Raw genomic sequence first — 16,537 nt, 5'->3', positions numbered from 1 at the left:
GTCGGTCCTTCCGAACAGGCAGCCCCTCCCCGGGCCCTTTTGGTCAGGCCGCCTCGGCGGGTGGCCCGTGATCGTATTCCGCGAGGAAGTGGAGCACTTCCTGCCGGTACGCATAGAATCTGGGATCCTTGAGCAAGGCCTTGCGGTCGCGCGGCCGGTCGAGTTCGACCTTGAGCACCTTGCCGATCGTGGCATTGGGCCCATTGGTCATCATCACTACCCGGTCGGCCAGCAGGATCGCCTCGTCGACGTCATGGGTGACCATGATCGCGGTGACCTTGGTCCGGTTCCAGACCTCCACCAGCACGTCCTGCAGGTCCCAGCGGGTCAGGCTGTCGAGCATGCCGAAAGGCTCATCGAGCAGGAGCAGCCGCGGCGAGAGGGCGAAGGCCCGGGCGATCCCGACGCGCTGGCGCATCCCGTTCGACATCTCCGCCGCCAGCTTGTCGCGCGCATCGGCGAGGCCGACGCGGTCGAGATAATAGTCGACGATCTCGCGCCGCTCGTTCTTCGATGCGTGGGGATAGACCCGCTCCACCCCCAGCGCGACGTTCTGCCGCGCGGTCAGCCACGGCATCAGGCTGGGCGCCTGGAACACCACGGCCTTGTCGGGGCCGGCGACATCCACCTCGCGATTGTCGAGGATGATCGAGCCCTTGCTGATTGCGTTGAGCCCGGCCGCCATGGTCAGCACGGTCGACTTGCCGCAACCCGAATGGCCGATCAGCGACACGAATTCGCCTTTGTCCATCAGCAGGTTGAAGTCTTCGACCACGGTCAGCGGCCCCTTGGGTGTCGGGTAGACCTTGTGGAGCTTGTAGAACTCCAGGAACCGGCGCAGCGTCCCGCCCTTCGCCGCATCGCGATAGGCCTTGGGCGGCGGCGCGAGGTCTAGCGGGGTGACGTTTGGCAGATTGTCGAAATCGCCGCCTTTCGCCTGCCGGTCCGCGACCAGCGAGCCGAGGTAGCTCACGATTTCGCGGCGCAGCGTCTGGAATGCCGCATCCTCGTTGACCGCTTCACGATCGCGCGGACGCGGGATCTCCACATCGAAAATCTGCCCGATTGTCGCGGCCGGCGCCGGGGTCAGCACGGCGACCCGGTCGGCCAGCAAGAGGGCTTCGTCGACATCGTTGGTGACGAGGATGATCGTACGCTTTTCCTCCTTGCGGATACGCTCGATCTCGTCCTGAAGCTTGGCGCGGGTCAGTGCGTCGAGCGCGGACAGCGGCTCGTCCATCAGCAGTATTTCGGGTTCCATCGCCAGCGCGCGGGCGACCGCGACACGCTGGCGCATGCCGCCCGACAATTGCGCCGGCTTGCGGTCCATCGCATGGGCCAGCCCGACCAGCTCGACCTTTTGCCGGACCAGCGCGGCGCGCTCGGCCGCGCTGCGATCCTTGTGCACGGCATCGACCGCGAGCGCGACGTTCTGTTCGACCGACAGCCAGGGAAACAGCGAGTACGACTGGAACACCAGCCCCCGGTCCTTGCCCGGCCCGTCGATGGGCTCGCCGCGGAGCAGGATCTCGCCGGAGTCGGCCTCGATCAGCCCGGCGATGGCCGAGACCAGCGTGGTCTTCCCGGCCCCGGAGAAGCCGAGCACCGCGATGAACTCGCCCTCGCGCACATCGAGGTCGATGCCGCCGAGGACTTCGCTGGTCCCTGCGCCGCCGGTGTAGGACTTGGTCAGGCCGCGGAGCGACAGGATCGGTGTCTGGGTCATGATCAGAAGGTCCGGTTGCGGCTGACGAAAGCCTGGAGCGCCATCATGATGCGGTCGAGCGCGAAGCCGATCAGGCCGATGACCACCACCGCCACCATGATCCGGGCGAGCGACTTCTCGCTGCCGTTCTGGAACTCGTCCCAGACGAACTTGCCCAGGCCCGGGTTCTGCGCGAGCATTTCCGCCGCGATCAGCACCATCCAGCCCGTGCCCAGCGACAAGCGCATCCCGGTGAAGATGTAGGGCAGCGAGCTGGGCAGGACGAGCTTCGTCAGCTGCGCGAACCAGCCCAGCTTGAGGACACGGCCGACGTTGATCAGGTCCTTGTCGATGCTCGCGGTGCCGACCGCGGTGTTGATCAGCGTGGGCCAGAGCGAGCACAGCATCACCACGACTGCGGAGATCACGAAGCTCTTGGCCAGGGTCGGATCGTCGCTGGTGATCGAGGCGGAGACGACCATCGTCACGATGGGCAGCCAGGCCAGCGGGCTGACCGGGCGCATGACCTGCACCAGCGGGTTGATCGCCGCGTTGAACCGCTTCGACATGCCCGCCACCAGGCCCAGCGGGACGGCAACCAGGCTGGCGAGCACGAAGCCCATCGCCACGGTTTCCAGCGAGGTGAAGATCTGGTCGATGAAGGTCGGCGGGCCGGTATAGGTGCCGCCGGCGGCGATGGCCGCGGCGGCGTCGGCCCGTGCCGCCGCGTTCTCGTCCATCAGGCCGCCAAAGGCTTCCCACACATCGCCCGGCCCCGGCAGGGCGCCGAGCGATGTCTTGACCATGGGCGCAAGGAGCGCCCACAGCACGAGGAAGCCGACGATGCCCGCCACCGGCGGCCAGGCCGCATCAAACACCGCGCGTGCCGAGGGCAGCTGGATTCCGAAGGGCAGGCCCTTTGCCGGGCTCGCCGCTTCGACGACCCTGGTCGCGTCGGCCGGGGGGGACACTTCCTGGTCCACTGCGAAGTTGTCCTTCCGGAGAGGGGTGGCGGTCATCGTCGGCAACTCCTTACTTCACGCCCGCAGACGTCACGGTCTGGCCGTCCTTGAGGCCGATCGAGAAGCTGGCGATGTAGGCGTTGGGTTTGCGGCCATCGAACGTCACCCCATCGATGAAGCCGGACTGCGGGGCCTTGAAGCCATCCGTTTCGGGGATCGCGCTGGCCGGAATGATGCCCCCTTCCGCGAGTTCCTTGGCTGCTGCGAGGTACAGATCGGGTCGGTAAACCGCCTTCGCCGTGTCGAAGTACCACTGGTCGGGCCTGGTTTCGGCAATCTGGCCCCAGCGACGCATCTGCGTGAGCGTCCACACCGCGTCCGAATAGAACGGAAAGCCCGCGAACTTGTCGAAGAAGATATTGAAACCGGCGGCATCGCGGGTATCGCCGGGCGCGAATGTGAAGTGGCCGGTCATCGAAGCGGCGATCACTTCCGGATCGGCCCCGACGTAGCTTGACTGCGCGAGGATCTTCACGGCTTCGGCGCGGTTCTTGCCGCCTTCGGCATCAAGCCACTGCTGCGCCCTGATCAATGCGCGAAGCATGGCTTTGACAGTGTTGGGATTCTTCGCAGCGAAATCGGCAGTCAGGCCCAGGACCTTCTCCGGATTGTCCGGGAAGATTTCGGCGTCGGTGATGACCGGGACGCCAATCTTCTTCTTCACGGCAGCCTGGTTCCAGGGTTCGCCTACAGAATAGCCGTCGATCGTGCCGGCCTCGAGCGTCGCGGGCATCTGCGGCGGGGGCGTGACCGACAGCTGCATTTCGGCGCTTGTCGTGCCTTTGACGTCGCCGGGAAGGTAATAGCCGGGGTTGATCCCGCCAGCCGCCAGCCAGTAGCGCAGCTCGTAATTGTGCGGACTGACCGGGAAGACCATGCCCCACTTCAGCGGCATACCCTTAAGCACCGACGCCGATATGGGGTGCTGGACCTTGCCGTCGGGGCCCTTGGGCAGCTTGCCTTCGATTGCCTGCCACGTCTTGTTCGACACGGTTATGGCGTTGCCGTTCAGGTCGAGGCTGAGCGGTGCGATGATCGGAACCTTGCCGCCGATCCCGGCCGCCGAAGCGATGGCCTGGCCAGCCAGCATATGAGCACCGTCGAGCTGCCCACCCGAGACCCCATCGACCAGCACCTTCCAGTTGGCCTGCGGCTCGAGCGTGACGTTCAGCCCTTCCTCGGCGAAGAAGCCCTTCTCCTTGGCGATGGCCAATGGCGCCATGTCGGTCAGCTTGATGAAGCCGAGCTTGATGTTCGGCTTTTCGATGCTCTTTTCCGCGGCAATCTTGGCAACGTCACCCGTCGCGGCAGGGACACTGCTTCCGCCCTTGCCGCACCCGGCCAGCGCCGATGCCATGAGCAGCGCCGCGATCATGCCGCGCCTGTCGAACCGAACCCCTCGTGCCTTGCCCATCATGACGTACCCCGGTTGCGCGCGGACAACGAAAAAAACCGCCTCGACGCAGACCCTGTGAGGGACTGATCGGGCGGCTCCGTTGCCACGCAATGTCACTTGCTGCCGGAAAGGATCACCCGGCCCGTCCTTGGGCCGCCCGTTTCCTGCAAGCCCATTGCTATGCGATTCGCAGCATCGTCGGCAAGTGTTTTTTGCGATGCAGCAAAGATTGTCATTTCAGGGCAGCTGGCGAAGATAGCCTTCCATGTCGTCCGGATCGAACGCGCGCTGATCAAAGAAACTATTACTTTCCATGGTGATGGTGCCTTGCTGGGTTCCCACGGAAGTCAGGTTGAGAAGGCTTCCCTCGACCTTCGAACTGGCACCCGGAAGTGGCTCGCCGGTGCCGAGGAGTGCACTGCGGTAGACGTCCGGGCGGAAGACTCGCGCGGCCCTTCGCGCCTCGTCGGCGTCGAATGGCGTGCGTTCCCATCGCACCATCTGCGTGTAGAGCCACTCCGCCTGGCTGACCCAGGGAAAGTTCGCCGCCTCGCGGTACTGGAACATGAAGTCGGGAAAGGCGACCGGCTCGCCTCCGCGCTCAAGCAGAAGATTGTCGGAAATCGCCCGGCGGATCAGAATCGCTGAACCATCGAGGTACTCTGGCCGCGCAAGAATCGCTGAATTGGTTTCCCAGTTCGCCGGATCGACGAAGTGGCGCGCAGCGTGCACGAGGGCCTTGACCAGTGCCTCGAAGTCCCGCCTGCGTTCGGCGAGCAAGGGCTCGCGGACCGCCAGGACCTTCTCCACCCCGCGCCGCCAGATCTGTGCCGAAACCAGGACGATCCGCCCCGCACCGCGCTCCACCGCCACGCTGTTCCACGGTTCGCCCACACAGATCGCGTCGACTTCCCCGGTTTCCAGCGCATCGGCGCAGAACGGCGGTGCGACCGTGACGATCTCGACATCGTCGTCGGGCCGGATGCCACTCGCGGCCAGCCAGTATCGAAGCACGTAATTGTGGCTCGAGTAGCGATGCACCACCCCGAATCTCAACGGAGAACCCGCGGCCTTGCGCTCCGCAGCGACGATCTTCAGCTTCGCCCCGGCGTCACGCGGATCGGCCAGGGCGCCCCGGGCCGCGACCCGGTCCGCCAGATCTGTCCGCATCGTCAAGGCGTTGCCGTTCAGGCCCAGCAGGAACGGCACCGCCAACGGCACGGCAGGGCGCCCCCGGCCCAGCGTCGTCGCAATCGCGAGCGGGGCGATGAGGTGCGCGGCATCGCTGTGACCGTAAAGCAGCCGGTCGAGAACCGTCGCCCAGCTCATGTCCTTGACCAGCCGGAGGGAAAGCCCCTCGGCCTCCGCAAAGCCGTGCTCGTGGGCCAGGATCGGCAGGCAAGCATCCACCAGCGGCAGGAATCCGATGGTCATTTCGGTGGGCATCAGGCTCCCCTCAGCAGCTTGTCGGCGGTGACGAGGGCCTCGGCGATCTCGGCAATCCGTCGCCCCTGGTTCATCGCCGCCTTGCGCAGTTCGGCGTAGGCTTCGGGCTCGGTCAGCGCACGGCCATCCATCAGGATCCGTTTGGCCCGGTCGATCGTCTCCCGTTCCGCCAACTTCCCGCGGGCGTCGGCGAGGTCGGCCTCGAGCCGGGCGAAGGCATTGAAACGCCGGATGGCTAGATCGATGATCGGGCGGATGCGGCGCGGGGCCAGTCCATCGACCACGTACGACGAAACCCCGGCTTCGATCGAGGCGGCGATCGATTCCTCGTCGCTTTCGTCGACAAACATGGCGATCGGCCGCGCAAGCGCGCGGCTCACCGCGAAATATTCCTCAAGCACGTCGCGCGACGGATTGCCGAGATCCATGAGGACGATGTCGGGCGCGATCTCGCCGATCCGGGCGACCAGCCCGCGCCGCTCGGTCACTACGAAAATCTCGCAATCCTCGAGAGCGGCAAGCCCCTCGCCGATCACGGCCGCCCGGGTGGCGCTTTCGTCGACGATGGCAATCCGCATCGGGCGATTGTGCAATGCAGCAACGAAGGACGCAACCGCAAACAGCTTGAGCAGGTCGACGCTCCATGCGGGGTCTTCCCGGCCTGGGAATGGAACAATGAAATCGATGGGTCCTGCTCAAGCCCCAAGGGCAAGCCTTATCCTGTCCGATTGCTGCAATGTCGCTTTCAGGTGGAAGAATTCGGCCACGATAAGGCAAGTGTACGCACGTCATCCTATCGCGTGCGTCATACTCCCGAACATGCGGTGTGGATTTCCTGCTCGATCCGCTGCGCCGCTTGCCCGAGAGCTTTCAGACACCGCTCGCGCGCGGAGGGGGAGCGGGCAGAGGCGGAGGCGAGCGACACGGAAATCGCGGCGGGCACCTGGCCGTCGCGCGTGCGCAGGGGAACGGCAAAGCAGACGAGACCTTCGGCAATCTCCTCGTCGTCGCAGGCATGGCCTTGCGCGTGCACCTGCTGGAGTTCGATTCGCAAAGCGTCGGGTTCGGTAATGGTATTGGCGGTGAGCGCCGGAAAGGGGCCCGTTGCGAGGTAGGCTTCCCGTTCGGCTTCGGGCAGGTGCGCCAGCAGAACCTTGCCGATTCCGGTGCAATAGGCTTCGAGCTGGAGGCCGACGCGGGTGAAAAACTCTCCGGCGGCCTGCCCGGTCTTGATCCGGTAAGTGACCATGTCGCTTTCAAGCGTGCCAAGCTGGGCGATGCAGCCAAGCCTTGCCGACAGGCGACTGAGGACCGGCGCGGCGGCGGCGGCGATCACCTGCTTGGGATCGACCTGCTGAGCCAGGGCCATCAACCGCGGCCCGGCGACCAGCCGGCCATTGCCGAGGCGTCGCAGATAGTTTTCCTTGAGCAGCGTCGCCACCTGGCGATGCGCGGTAGCCCTGGGATGCCCCACTTCGACAGCAATCGCGGCAACGCTCCGACCTTCCCGGTCACCAAGGATGGCTTCGAGCAGGACGAGCGTCCGGCCGAGCGAGGCGATCGTGGGCGTGCCGCCTGGTGAAGGTGATTTCTGTCTCAAGTCGTGAGACTATAGGCGGTATCGGTTCTGGTTCCAAGCCTGAACTGGCGTTAGATCCCGGTGCGACGAGGAGAAACCGACCGATGCAACGACCCAGCCACGAAGCTCTCGCCGAGCGCTTGCGCGAAGCTTATTCCAGTGGGGCGGTGGCACCGCTTCGCGACGGGCTGGAGCCGACCGACGCCATCGGGGCTTATGCGGTACAGGAAATCAACACCCGCTTCTGGGAAGCTCAGGGCCGACGCATCGTGGGGCGCAAGGCGGGGCTGACGGCCAAGGCGGTGCAGGCGCAACTCGGCGTGGACCAGCCCGATTTCGGAGTGCTTTTTGCGGACATGCAGGTAGCCGATGGCGACGTGCTCGACCCGGTGCGATGCATCCAGCCCAAGGCCGAGGCCGAGATCGCCTTCGTGCTGGCGCACGACCTGCCCTCACCCGATACCACGCCCGATCAGGTCGCCGGTGCAGTCGCCAGCGTCCATGCGGCGATCGAGATTGTCGACAGCCGGATAGCCGACTGGAAGATCACCTTTGCCGATACCGTGGCCGACAACGGCTCGTCTGCCTTCTTCGTGCTGTCCGATCAGGGTCGGCCGCTGGCCGGACTCGATCTGGAAGGCGCGGCCATGGAGATGACCTTCGAAGACGAAGTCGTCTCGACCGGGATCGGTGCCGCAGCTCTCGGCAATCCGCTCAACGCGGCTGCCTGGCTGGCGCAGACGCTGGCGGCGCGGGGTGAGCCGCTCAAGGCCGGGGACGTGCTGCTGGCAGGTGCGCTGGGACCGATGGTCACGTTGCGGCCGGGCGTGACAGTCACCGCCATGGTCGCCGGTATCGGCGAATGCCGCTTCACCTATGGAGACGCCTGAGATGACGAGAACCAGGGTTGCCATCATCGGGTCCGGCAACATCGGCACGGATCTGATGATCAAGGTCATGCGTCTGTCCGAGACGCTCGAGATGGGCGTGATGGTGGGCATCGACCCCGCCTCGGACGGGCTGGCCCGCGCGCAGCGGATGGGTGTGGCGACGACACACGAAGGGATCGACGGGTTGATGGCCATGCCCGAGTTCGCGGACATCGGCATCGTGTTCGACGCGACGAGCGCGGGTGCGCACGCGCGCAACAGCGCGCTGGTGCTGGCGGCGGGCAAGCGCATGATCGACCTCACGCCGGCGGCTATCGGGCCCTATACGATCCCGCCCGTCAACGGCGACGCCAATCTCGATGCGCGGAACGTCAACATGGTGACCTGCGGCGGGCAGGCGACGATCCCCATCGTGGCCGCCGTGAACCGGGTGGCCAAGGTCCACTACGGCGAGATCGTCGCCTCGATCAGCTCGAAAAGCGCAGGCCCGGGCACCCGCGCCAACATCGACGAGTTCACCGAGACCACCAGCCAGGCGATCATGGATGTGGGCGGCGCCACCCGGGGTAAGGCGATCATCATCCTCAACCCTGCCGAACCGCCGCTGATCATGCGCGATACGGTCTATTGCCTGTGCGACGACGGCGACCGCGAGGCGATCCGCCAGTCGATCCACGACATGGTGGCGCAAGTGCAGGGTTATGTCCCGGGCTACCGGCTCAAGCAGGCGGTGCAGTTCGAGAGCATCGGCGGAAACCAGCCACTGCGCATTCCCGAAATGGACGGATCGTTCACCGGGCTCAAGGTTTCGGTCTTCCTCGAAGTGGAAGGCGCAGCGCACTACCTGCCGGCCTATGCCGGGAACCTAGACATCATGACCTCGGCCGCGATGAAGACCGCCGAGAAGATTGCGATGAGGATGGCGGCATGACTTTCGATCCGACCATCCAGAAGCTGTACATCCAGGACGTGACGCTGCGCGACGGGATGCATGCGATCCGGCACCAGTATGGCCTCGACCATGTCCAGATGATCGCGAAGGCGCTCGATCTCGCCAAGGTCGATGCCATCGAGGTGGCGCACGGCGACGGCTTGCAGGGCTCCAGTTTCAATTACGGCTTCGGCGCCCATACCGACTGGGACTGGATCGGCGCCGTCGCCGAAGTGCTGGACCATGCCGTGCTCACCACGCTGCTGCTGCCGGGCATCGGCACAGTGCACGATCTCAAGCATGCCTGCGAGATGGGGGTGAAATCCGTCCGCATCGCCACGCACTGCACCGAAGCCGACGTTTCGAAGCAGCACATCGAGGCTGCGCGCAACCTCGGCATGGACGTTTCGGGCTTCCTGATGATGAGCCACATGACCAGCCCCGAGGCGCTGGCCGGACAGGCCAAGCTGATGGAGAGCTACGGCGCGCACTGCGTCTATGTAACCGACAGCGGCGGTGCGATGAACATGGGCGAATATGCCGCGCGGCTGCAGGCCTATGACCGCGTGCTCAAGCCCGAGACCCAGCGCGGGGTGCATGCGCACCATAACCTTTCGCTGGGCGTCGCCAATTCGATCGTGGCGGTCGAGAACGGGGCGGTCCGGGTGGATGCCAGCCTTGCCGGGATGGGCGCGGGCGCGGGCAACGCGCCGCTCGAAGTGTTCATTGCCGCCGCCGACCGGTTGGGCTGGAACCACGGCTGCGATCTCTACGCGCTGATGGATGCGGCCGAGGATCTCGTTCGTCCGTTGCAGGACCGCCCTGTCCGCGTGGACCGCGAAACGCTGACGCTGGGGTATGCCGGGGTCTATTCGAGCTTCCTGCGCCATGCCGAGAAGGCTGCTGCCGATCATGGCCTCGATACCCGCTCGATCCTTGCCGAAGCAGGCCGGCGCAAGATGGTCGGCGGGCAGGAAGACATGATCGTCGATATCGCGCTCGATCTGGCAAGACAGAAGGAAATCGCGCAAGGGTGAAACCCATGCGGATCGCGGTCATCGGAGCGGGAGCGATCGGCAGCGTCATTGGGGCCGCCCTGGCGCAAACCGGGCGCGACGTCGTGCTGGTGGCGCGGGGGCGGAGGCTGGCGGCGCTTCGGGCGGGCCCGCTGCGGATCGAAAGCAACGGGAGCGTGCGGGACGTCCCCGTGCCGAGTTGCGCGGCAAGCGAACTCGATGACGGTGCGATCGGCCTCGCGATCTGCTGCGTGAAGACCAACGACCTTGAATTGGCCCTGCAAGGCGTGCGCAATGCATTGCGGCCCGGGGCTGTGGTGCTCACGCTTCAGAACGGGGTGGAGGCGTATAAGGTCGCCACGCAAGTCCTGCCCGATGCGGCCATCGTGGCGGGCCGGATGCACGGCTTCTTCGAGATGACCGGTGATGTCGTGCGGCATGTCGGGGTTCCCCCCTCGATCTTGCTCGGCTCGCCGCAGGGCAATGTGGACGCCGAGCAGGCCGTGGTGGCTGTTCTGGCCGGCAGCGGCATCACGGTGGACGTAACTGCGAACATCATCCCCGCGCTGTGGGAAAAGTTCCTGCTGGCGGCCAGCCTTGGCAGTGTGGGGGCTGCTCTGGACACGCCCGCAGGCCAGGTGCTCTCCACGGCACAAGGCGAAGTGATGCTGCGGGAGGCCATGGCCGAGATCGTCGCACTCGCCTGCCATCGCGGCATCGCGCTCGATGACGGGCACATAGCCCGGGCGCTGACCCTCGTGGCGAGCTTCCCGCCAGACGCAACAACTTCGCTTCAGCGCGACCTCGCCGCCGGGCGTGCCTCGGAATTTGACGCGCTGACTGCAGCGGTCGGGCGGCTGGCCCGGGATTGCGGCGCGGCTGTCTCCGTCTTCCCGGGGCTTGAAGCACGTATCGCAGCGAGACGGGAATTTCCCGGTGAAGTGGCGGAACGGGCTCGCCGGTGGCGATGACAGGGCATCAAGCCGCCCTGCCCCAGCCACTTATACCAACCCGTGCATTCGCTTTGATAATGCCGGCCGAACCTATGCCAGCACAGACGGATCACCTCGGGCGAGGAATGGAAATAGCTGAACGGCGAGGCTGGTTTTCGTGAGCGTGGCATTGCCCCTACCCACCCCTCTCGCCGCACTTTGCCGGCAGGTCCGCCCGACGCACCACCGCGCCGCTTCGAGGCTGTCGGCTACGTAGCCCGACGAGCCGATCGCATCGCGGTGCTTGCCGCGCCATCAGCCTGCAATGATCTCGCCGATGCGCCCCACGTTGGGCTAGTCACCCGGCCGCAAGACCTGGCTGTGCGGGCGGCCCTCGATGGCATCGGCGAGGACCTCGGCAAAGGCGATGCAGGCATCGACAGCCTCGGGCGCGGCGTGGGTGGTGCGGCTCTGCCGGGCCGCGACATCGCGCAAGGTCTTGCGGTCGTTCCAGTGGGCCGCATATTCTCCGCAGGGCGTTCTCCGCACGGTTCAGAGCCACCCGAAACCCGCGCACTTGCGCGGATTTTGAGGGCGATTTTATCGGCGTTCGGTTCGGTCAGGATGGACGGTGGCGGAGAGGGTGTCCGTCGAAAGTAAAGCCTGAATACGTCTGGAGTCCTACGGAAGGATTCAACTTTTAGTTGATTTGATTGTGTTTGGAGGACTCGGGCATTCTGGTCTAATACGGTCCCATCTGGTGGCGTAGGCTGTCACTGTTAGGGCAGAAGTTAGGGCAGAAACTCCGTGGCACGTCCCATCAACCTCCTAAACGCAACCTTCGTCCGCACGGTAACTGAGCCGGGATTGTATTCCGATGGTGGCGGTCTCTATCTGTCAACGTCCAACGGCGGGAAGCGTTGGGTTTTCGTTTTCCGGTTCAACGGGAAGCGGCGCGAGATGGGTTTAGGGTCCGCTAAGGACGTGAAGCTTGCCGAAGCAAGGGATTTGGCTGGTGAGGCGCGAGTCCACTTAAGGGCCGGACGCGACCCGATCGAAATCCGCAACTTTGCACGAGCTGAGCAAGCGGCATTGGCTGAGCCGGCACAAATCCCAAGGTTCGGCGAATTCGCAGAGTCCTATATCAAGTCTGTCGAGAGTGGCTGGCGAAACGACAAGCACCGCCAACAATGGCGAAGCACGTTGACGCAGCACGCGGCGGCACTGGCAAACATTTCCGTTGCGGACGTTTCCACACAGGACGTGCTTTCGATCCTACAGCCGATTTGGCTTAGCCTGCCCGAAACTGCCAGCCGCCTACGCGGGCGCATTGAAAAGGTACTGAGCGCAGCTAAGGCGCACGGGTTCAGGCAAACGGATTCGATAAACCCCGCACAATGGCGCGGGCACCTAGAGATCCTGTTGCCCAAACAGTCGAAACTTAGCCGCGGGCATCACGCGGCCATGCCATATGTCGATATTCCCGATTTCTGGCAGCGGCTGGCAGTCCGTCCGGCCATGGCCGCCCGCGCACTGCAATTCACCATTCTAACTGCAGCGCGTTCCGGTGAAGTGTTAGGCGCAACCTGGGGCGAAATTTCTGGCGACGTTTGGAATATTCCGGCCGAGCGAATGAAGGCTTCCCTGCCTCATACTGTAACACTCTCGCCCGCTGCCTTGGACGTCCTGAACTCCATCGGCAGAGGCGCGCCAAAGGAAGCCATTTTCAGCGGCCAAGGTCGGAATGGCCATCTCAGTAATATGAGCATGGAAATGCTTTTGAGGCGAATGGACGCGGGGCAATTCACGGTTCACGGGTTCCGATCGGCGTTCAAAGATTGGGCATTGGACCGGACGGAGTTCCCGGACGAAATCAGCGAGGAAGCCCTTGCGCACGTGATCGGCTCCAAAGTCCGTCGCGCCTATCGGCGCGGGGAAGCCCTTGCGCGGCGACGTGCGCTAATGGACGCGTGGGCAGACTTTGCGACCTCTGTCCCTGTTATGATGGAAAAAGCCGCGTGACGCGCGAGAACGCTGTAGCTGAATTGTTGCAGCGATATGGATTCAAGCCGGATGCATTTAGAGGGCGCGACCTAGCTCAATTAGTTGTCGCCATGGCGCACCGCTACGGAGAACCCGGATTCGAGATTCCTGCGGACAAGCAGTCGCTCGCCCATCAACGCGACGCAATCCGGCTCAGGCTTATGGACGAAATGGTTAGGCCCTTGAGCAAGGTCCGCAATGCGGAGACCGTAGCGAAAGAAGCTCGCAATAGAGCGGATGCATACAAGCGACGGACCAAGGGCAGAGCCCTAACACCGGTCGACCTAGATAAATGGGATGTGACTAAGGTCCCAGAAACCGAGAGTGAAAGCGACGTTGCTTGGCCTACAACAGACGCTGAGGCGAGTGAGGCGCGCGAGGAGTCCTTGCGTCTCGCTATGGTCGCAAAGGAAGCGCGCAAGAGTTACAACCGGACTGGCGCACCGCGCACGCAGAAAGAGGCAGCTCTGATCGTCGCAGCGCGCCTTTCAACTCTTGCGCGGAATGCCGGCAAGTCCGCAGCGACCGCTTATGCCGAGCACTTCGATCCAATGGGCCGCCGAACCGATCGCGAAGCTAGCTTAACATCTGCGGCAAGCGCCGCGGCCGCGGTTTATACGGTCGCGTTGGGAGTTGATGCCGGCGACTTTATGCGAGCTGCTATATCGAGCCACCTGCGGGATATCGATGCGCACTATGCGGGGAAGGACGGATTAGGCGCAATTCTGACAACGGCATCACGTGCCGATCGCGTGGGCGAAATTGCTGATAGATTCCGGGAAGTGTTGAACAGGCAACTACCGAGCGATGGCTTGGACGTGATTTATGCACGGTGGAATTCGGCGATAAGCAAGGGACGCGCGCACTCGATGCCGGCAGCGAAAGACAGCGTCGATATCCGCAATATCGCATTGCAACTAGCCGAAGCGAAACGGCTAGCCGAAGAACTCGCGGCAATTGCAAAATTGGACTGACTGAGACCCCGCTATTTTTGCAACGGCGTCTCGCCGACTCGAACCTCACAGCCGGAATCCCCTGGCGATGGTGAAGGTTCGAAATGGACAGTCAGCAATCTAACCCTTGGGCCGGCATCCCCGCGACCGGTCCACTCCTACGGCCTGCCGAAGCTGCGGCTTATCTGGGATATTCACTCTCGCACTATTACGCCCTCGCGGCGAAAGGCGACATTCCGCAGCCGATCAAACTTGGCGCGGGGCACACCGGCGCCGCGGCCGTTCCAAAGCCCTGGCTAGACGCCCTCATTCAAGCGCGCGCGGCCGCCCGGTGACGTTCGCTTCCCTCCCTGCGGCCGTCGCCGAAAACGTCAAGTTGGCGCTCATCTGGCAAATGGTTCGCATGGGCGCCGTCGAAAGCGCGGACTTGCCACGACTCCTCGCTGGCGACCCGGAACCGGTTTTCGATGCCTGGCTGAGCGTCTTCCCATCGATCCGCGTGCGCAATGCGCAGAGCGGAGTCGTCCTGAAAATCCGTCGAATGGAGCCCCTCCTATGAGCGATCATATCGCGGCGCTGAGCGTCGCCCATCAATCTGTCGCTTTGGCGACAAAGGCCGTCGCCCGCGCAAAGAGCAAGCTGGCAGAGCTGCAGCGGCTGGCAGCATCGGAACAAGATGAACTGGAGTTACTCAAAGCCGCGGAGGCGCACGCCGAAGCCTTGCGGCAGTTGGACGGAGCCGATTCCGTGCCAGTCAATGAGACCCGCGTTGCGCGGCTCGCTGCGCTGGACAAGTCCGTCCCTGCCCGGTCCGCGGCAATCGCAATGCAGCGCGGCCGCGTTGCCGATGCAGAGGCCGGCCTGAGAGCTGCACAGGCAGAGCTGGCACGTCCCGTCCTGGCCTTGGCAGTCGAGATGCAGGGCGAAGCCGTCGCCGGCCTCAGGGAGGGCATTTCGAAGCTTGCACCGGACCTCGCGCGGCTGGTGGCAGCCGACCGGATTATCAGGGCGACGATCGGCGAACGCTTCACGGTTCCCGATGGTTCGCCCGTCCCGTTTGGAGGGCTCGCGACCGTCAACAAGGTCCGCAGCGCCCTGCCCGATCGCCTGAAGGTCCCTGAACTTACGGACGCCCTTCTTTTCGAGACCGCGCACGCGGTTTCGTCCGGAATCCTCAATCAGATTGGAGACAAGTAATCATGCCCATGCGTCACGTTGTCGCGCTTCACGCGATCATCGATTCCGATCCAAATGCACCCCTGGAGTTTTCCGGCACGTTCGATGCTCAGGGAAACCCCGTCCTTACGAAAACGACTTTCACGCGCGACCCTGGCACGGTTTTCGAAATGGACGACGCGGGACCGGACTTCGCGCCCTTCCTGGAGTGTGAGGCCATACGCCTGGCTACCGATGCCGAGATCCAGCGCGGCCGGGCGCTCGAACTTTGACGTGCGCTCAGCGTTCGAAATCGCAACGCGTCGCCATCGGCGACAGGCTGAGGCGATGACGCGTCGCCGGCTCGAATGTCTCGCCGGGAGGGACCGCCCGGCAGACACGCGGCCGGCGTCATTCGACTTGGCGGCTGCACTCGGAGAGGCCGTGTTGCCGGCTTTCCTGTTGCATCGCCTGAAATAGCAGAACGGCCGCCGATCGATGATCAACGGCCGCTCCGGGTGACTGTAAGCGTTGCAGCACTTCCCATAGCGGAAAGTCACCCGGACCGCAATCAAGGTCCCGATTCATGACTACCGAATTCGATGATTTGCTGAGCGTCCGGGATGACAACCTGGCCGTGGCGCTGGACCTCGCTCGAAAAGGATTCCCCGTCCTGCCGTTCCGCGAATGGAGGGCCGGCGAAGGCGAAAAGGGGATCCGCAACTGGCCAGAGGCAGCGTCGACAGATCCTCGCGTTGTCGGTTCATGGTGGCGGAAATGGCCGGATGCCAAAGTCGGCATTGTGACCGGTGAACGGTCCGGAATCGCGGTCTTGGACCTGGACAGGAAAAACGGAGTCGACGGGATTGCTTCGCTCGCTGCCCTGGGATTCAGCGACCTCGCTGCACTGTCGCCGGTCCGCGTCCGAACGCCCTCAGGCGGCTGGCACCTCTATTTCAAAAATGATCCGCGGCTCAGCACGAGTGCGGGTATCATCGGCCCTGGAATAGACGTTCGCGCCAAGGGAGGACTGATTTTTGCGCCCGGTAGCTGGCGCGACGGCCGACAGTATCTGTCTGAGGCCCTGCCACTCGGCACTGTCGAATTACCAGATTGGCCAGAGGCGTTGATTCCGGCCGAAAAGGAACCGTGTTGCGAGCGGGGCGCCACTGTGCCGCCCGTTGATTTCGCAGCCGGCGAACTGGAGCAAGTGCTTGCCGAAATCCCTGCCGAGTTGGCGCTAGACCGCGGCTGCTATGACAATTGGTTCCGGCTTGGCGCTGCGCTCTACCATCAATTCAATGGCGAACCTCAGGGGATGGAACTCTGGCGCGAGGTATCTACCCGCGGCAATTGCTTCGATCGGAAGGCGGAGCGGCAAATCCGCGCGAGTTGTGTGGATCGGCGTGCAAAAAGGACCCCGTTAGCGGGGTGATCGGCGTCTAAAAGGGACCCCTCATTTCGATGGT

At 64.0% G+C, this 16,537-nt stretch carries 17 protein-coding genes; 10 read left to right on the top strand and 7 right to left on the bottom strand.

Going from position 1 to position 16,537, the window contains the following annotated elements; translation table 11 throughout:
* Positions 1 to 43 precede the first annotated feature (43 nt).
* From AC3WLD_RS09735 to AC3WLD_RS09710, 6 genes are all read right to left on the bottom strand, one after another.
* Positions 44 to 1,726 (bottom strand): ABC transporter ATP-binding protein, encoded by a 1,683-nt coding sequence (locus AC3WLD_RS09735; protein WP_492556762.1) that lies wholly within the window; start codon positions 1,724 to 1,726, stop codon positions 44 to 46.
* A gap of 2 nt (positions 1,727 to 1,728) precedes the next feature.
* A complete protein-coding gene (locus AC3WLD_RS09730; RefSeq protein ID WP_492556761.1) occupies positions 1,729 to 2,724 on the bottom strand; it encodes an ABC transporter permease in 996 nt (331 codons plus the stop codon).
* Between the two features lie 13 nt (positions 2,725 to 2,737).
* Entirely contained in the window at positions 2,738 to 4,144 is a 1,407-nt protein-coding gene (locus tag AC3WLD_RS09725; protein WP_492556760.1) for a CmpA/NrtA family ABC transporter substrate-binding protein, read from the bottom strand.
* Positions 4,145 to 4,360: 216 nt separating this feature from the next.
* On the bottom strand, positions 4,361 to 5,569 hold the full coding sequence (locus AC3WLD_RS09720) for an ABC transporter substrate-binding protein (protein ID WP_492556759.1): 1,209 nt from the start codon (positions 5,567 to 5,569) through the stop codon (positions 4,361 to 4,363).
* On the bottom strand, positions 5,569 to 6,147 hold the full coding sequence (locus AC3WLD_RS09715; protein ID WP_492556758.1) for an ANTAR domain-containing response regulator: 579 nt from the start codon (positions 6,145 to 6,147) through the stop codon (positions 5,569 to 5,571). The genes AC3WLD_RS09720 and AC3WLD_RS09715 overlap by 1 nt, the downstream gene beginning before the upstream one ends.
* 227 nt (positions 6,148 to 6,374) lie before the next feature.
* Positions 6,375 to 7,169 carry an IclR family transcriptional regulator gene (locus tag AC3WLD_RS09710; RefSeq protein WP_492556757.1) on the bottom strand — a complete coding sequence of 265 codons (795 nt, stop codon included), beginning with the start codon at positions 7,167 to 7,169 and terminating at the stop codon, positions 6,375 to 6,377.
* 83 nt (positions 7,170 to 7,252) lie between these two features.
* On the opposite strand from AC3WLD_RS09710, the gene AC3WLD_RS09705 reads away from it, so the two are divergent.
* Genes AC3WLD_RS09705 through AC3WLD_RS09690 form a run of 4 tightly spaced genes read left to right on the top strand, consistent with a single transcriptional unit; the run spans position 7,253 to position 10,956 of the window.
* Positions 7,253 to 8,038, top strand: a complete 786-nt coding sequence (locus AC3WLD_RS09705; RefSeq protein WP_492556756.1) for a 2-keto-4-pentenoate hydratase — start codon at positions 7,253 to 7,255, stop codon at positions 8,036 to 8,038.
* 1 nt (position 8,039) lies between these two features.
* Entirely contained in the window at positions 8,040 to 8,969 is a 930-nt protein-coding gene (locus AC3WLD_RS09700) for an acetaldehyde dehydrogenase (acetylating) (protein ID WP_492556755.1), read from the top strand.
* Positions 8,966 to 10,006, top strand: a complete 1,041-nt coding sequence (gene dmpG, locus AC3WLD_RS09695) for a 4-hydroxy-2-oxovalerate aldolase (RefSeq protein ID WP_492556754.1) — start codon at positions 8,966 to 8,968, stop codon at positions 10,004 to 10,006. The genes AC3WLD_RS09700 and dmpG overlap by 4 nt, the downstream gene beginning before the upstream one ends.
* Positions 10,007 to 10,011: 5 nt before the next feature.
* Positions 10,012 to 10,956, top strand: coding sequence for a ketopantoate reductase family protein (locus tag AC3WLD_RS09690; RefSeq protein ID WP_492556753.1), 945 nt, complete (start codon positions 10,012 to 10,014; stop codon positions 10,954 to 10,956).
* Between the two features lie 315 nt (positions 10,957 to 11,271).
* Here the strand turns inward: AC3WLD_RS09690 and AC3WLD_RS09685 are convergent, their stop codons facing one another.
* Positions 11,272 to 11,466 (bottom strand): ADP-ribosylglycohydrolase family protein, encoded by a 195-nt coding sequence (locus AC3WLD_RS09685; RefSeq protein WP_492556752.1) that lies wholly within the window; start codon positions 11,464 to 11,466, stop codon positions 11,272 to 11,274.
* Positions 11,467 to 11,724: 258 nt separating this feature from the next.
* Between AC3WLD_RS09685 and AC3WLD_RS09680 the strand changes: the two genes are divergently transcribed.
* The 6 genes from AC3WLD_RS09680 to AC3WLD_RS09655 all read left to right on the top strand — a co-directional run bounded on the left by AC3WLD_RS09680 (position 11,725) and on the right by AC3WLD_RS09655 (position 16,503).
* Entirely contained in the window at positions 11,725 to 12,939 is a 1,215-nt protein-coding gene (locus AC3WLD_RS09680; RefSeq protein WP_492556751.1) for a tyrosine-type recombinase/integrase, read from the top strand.
* Entirely contained in the window at positions 12,936 to 13,934 is a 999-nt protein-coding gene (locus AC3WLD_RS09675) for a hypothetical protein (RefSeq protein ID WP_492556750.1), read from the top strand. The genes AC3WLD_RS09680 and AC3WLD_RS09675 overlap by 4 nt, the downstream gene beginning before the upstream one ends.
* Before the next feature lie 310 nt (positions 13,935 to 14,244).
* A complete protein-coding gene (locus AC3WLD_RS09670; RefSeq protein ID WP_492556749.1) occupies positions 14,245 to 14,472 on the top strand; it encodes a hypothetical protein in 228 nt (75 codons plus the stop codon).
* Positions 14,469 to 15,110, top strand: coding sequence for a hypothetical protein (locus AC3WLD_RS09665; protein ID WP_492556748.1), 642 nt, complete (start codon positions 14,469 to 14,471; stop codon positions 15,108 to 15,110). The genes AC3WLD_RS09670 and AC3WLD_RS09665 overlap by 4 nt, the downstream gene beginning before the upstream one ends.
* Positions 15,111 to 15,112: 2 nt before the next feature.
* Entirely contained in the window at positions 15,113 to 15,361 is a 249-nt protein-coding gene (locus AC3WLD_RS09660; RefSeq protein WP_492556747.1) for a hypothetical protein, read from the top strand.
* A 293-nt stretch (positions 15,362 to 15,654) separates the two neighbouring features.
* Positions 15,655 to 16,503 (top strand): bifunctional DNA primase/polymerase, encoded by an 849-nt coding sequence (locus tag AC3WLD_RS09655; RefSeq protein WP_492556746.1) that lies wholly within the window; start codon positions 15,655 to 15,657, stop codon positions 16,501 to 16,503.
* Positions 16,504 to 16,537: the final 34 nt, after the last annotated feature.

Source organism: Novosphingobium sp. FW305-C-111 (assembly GCF_058783565.1).
The sequence above is the reverse complement of the archived record's forward strand: the minus strand, read 5'-3'. Positions and strand labels throughout refer to the sequence as shown.

Coding starts and splice junctions, on each gene's coding strand:
- AC3WLD_RS09735 (WP_492556762.1), bottom strand. CDS start 1,726: ATGACCCAGACACCGATCCTGTCGCTCCGCGGCCTGACCAAGTCCTAC.
- AC3WLD_RS09730 (WP_492556761.1), bottom strand. CDS start 2,724: ATGACCGCCACCCCTCTCCGGAAGGACAACTTCGCAGTGGACCAGGAA.
- AC3WLD_RS09725 (WP_492556760.1), bottom strand. CDS start 4,144: ATGATGGGCAAGGCACGAGGGGTTCGGTTCGACAGGCGCGGCATGATC.
- AC3WLD_RS09720 (WP_492556759.1), bottom strand. CDS start 5,569: ATGCCCACCGAAATGACCATCGGATTCCTGCCGCTGGTGGATGCTTGC.
- AC3WLD_RS09715 (WP_492556758.1), bottom strand. CDS start 6,147: ATGCGGATTGCCATCGTCGACGAAAGCGCCACCCGGGCGGCCGTGATC.
- AC3WLD_RS09705 (WP_492556756.1), top strand. CDS start 7,253: ATGCAACGACCCAGCCACGAAGCTCTCGCCGAGCGCTTGCGCGAAGCT.
- AC3WLD_RS09700 (WP_492556755.1), top strand. CDS start 8,040: ATGACGAGAACCAGGGTTGCCATCATCGGGTCCGGCAACATCGGCACG.
- dmpG (WP_492556754.1), top strand. CDS start 8,966: ATGACTTTCGATCCGACCATCCAGAAGCTGTACATCCAGGACGTGACG.
- AC3WLD_RS09690 (WP_492556753.1), top strand. CDS start 10,012: ATGCGGATCGCGGTCATCGGAGCGGGAGCGATCGGCAGCGTCATTGGG.
- AC3WLD_RS09665 (WP_492556748.1), top strand. CDS start 14,469: ATGAGCGATCATATCGCGGCGCTGAGCGTCGCCCATCAATCTGTCGCT.
- AC3WLD_RS09660 (WP_492556747.1), top strand. CDS start 15,113: ATGCCCATGCGTCACGTTGTCGCGCTTCACGCGATCATCGATTCCGAT.
- AC3WLD_RS09655 (WP_492556746.1), top strand. CDS start 15,655: ATGACTACCGAATTCGATGATTTGCTGAGCGTCCGGGATGACAACCTG.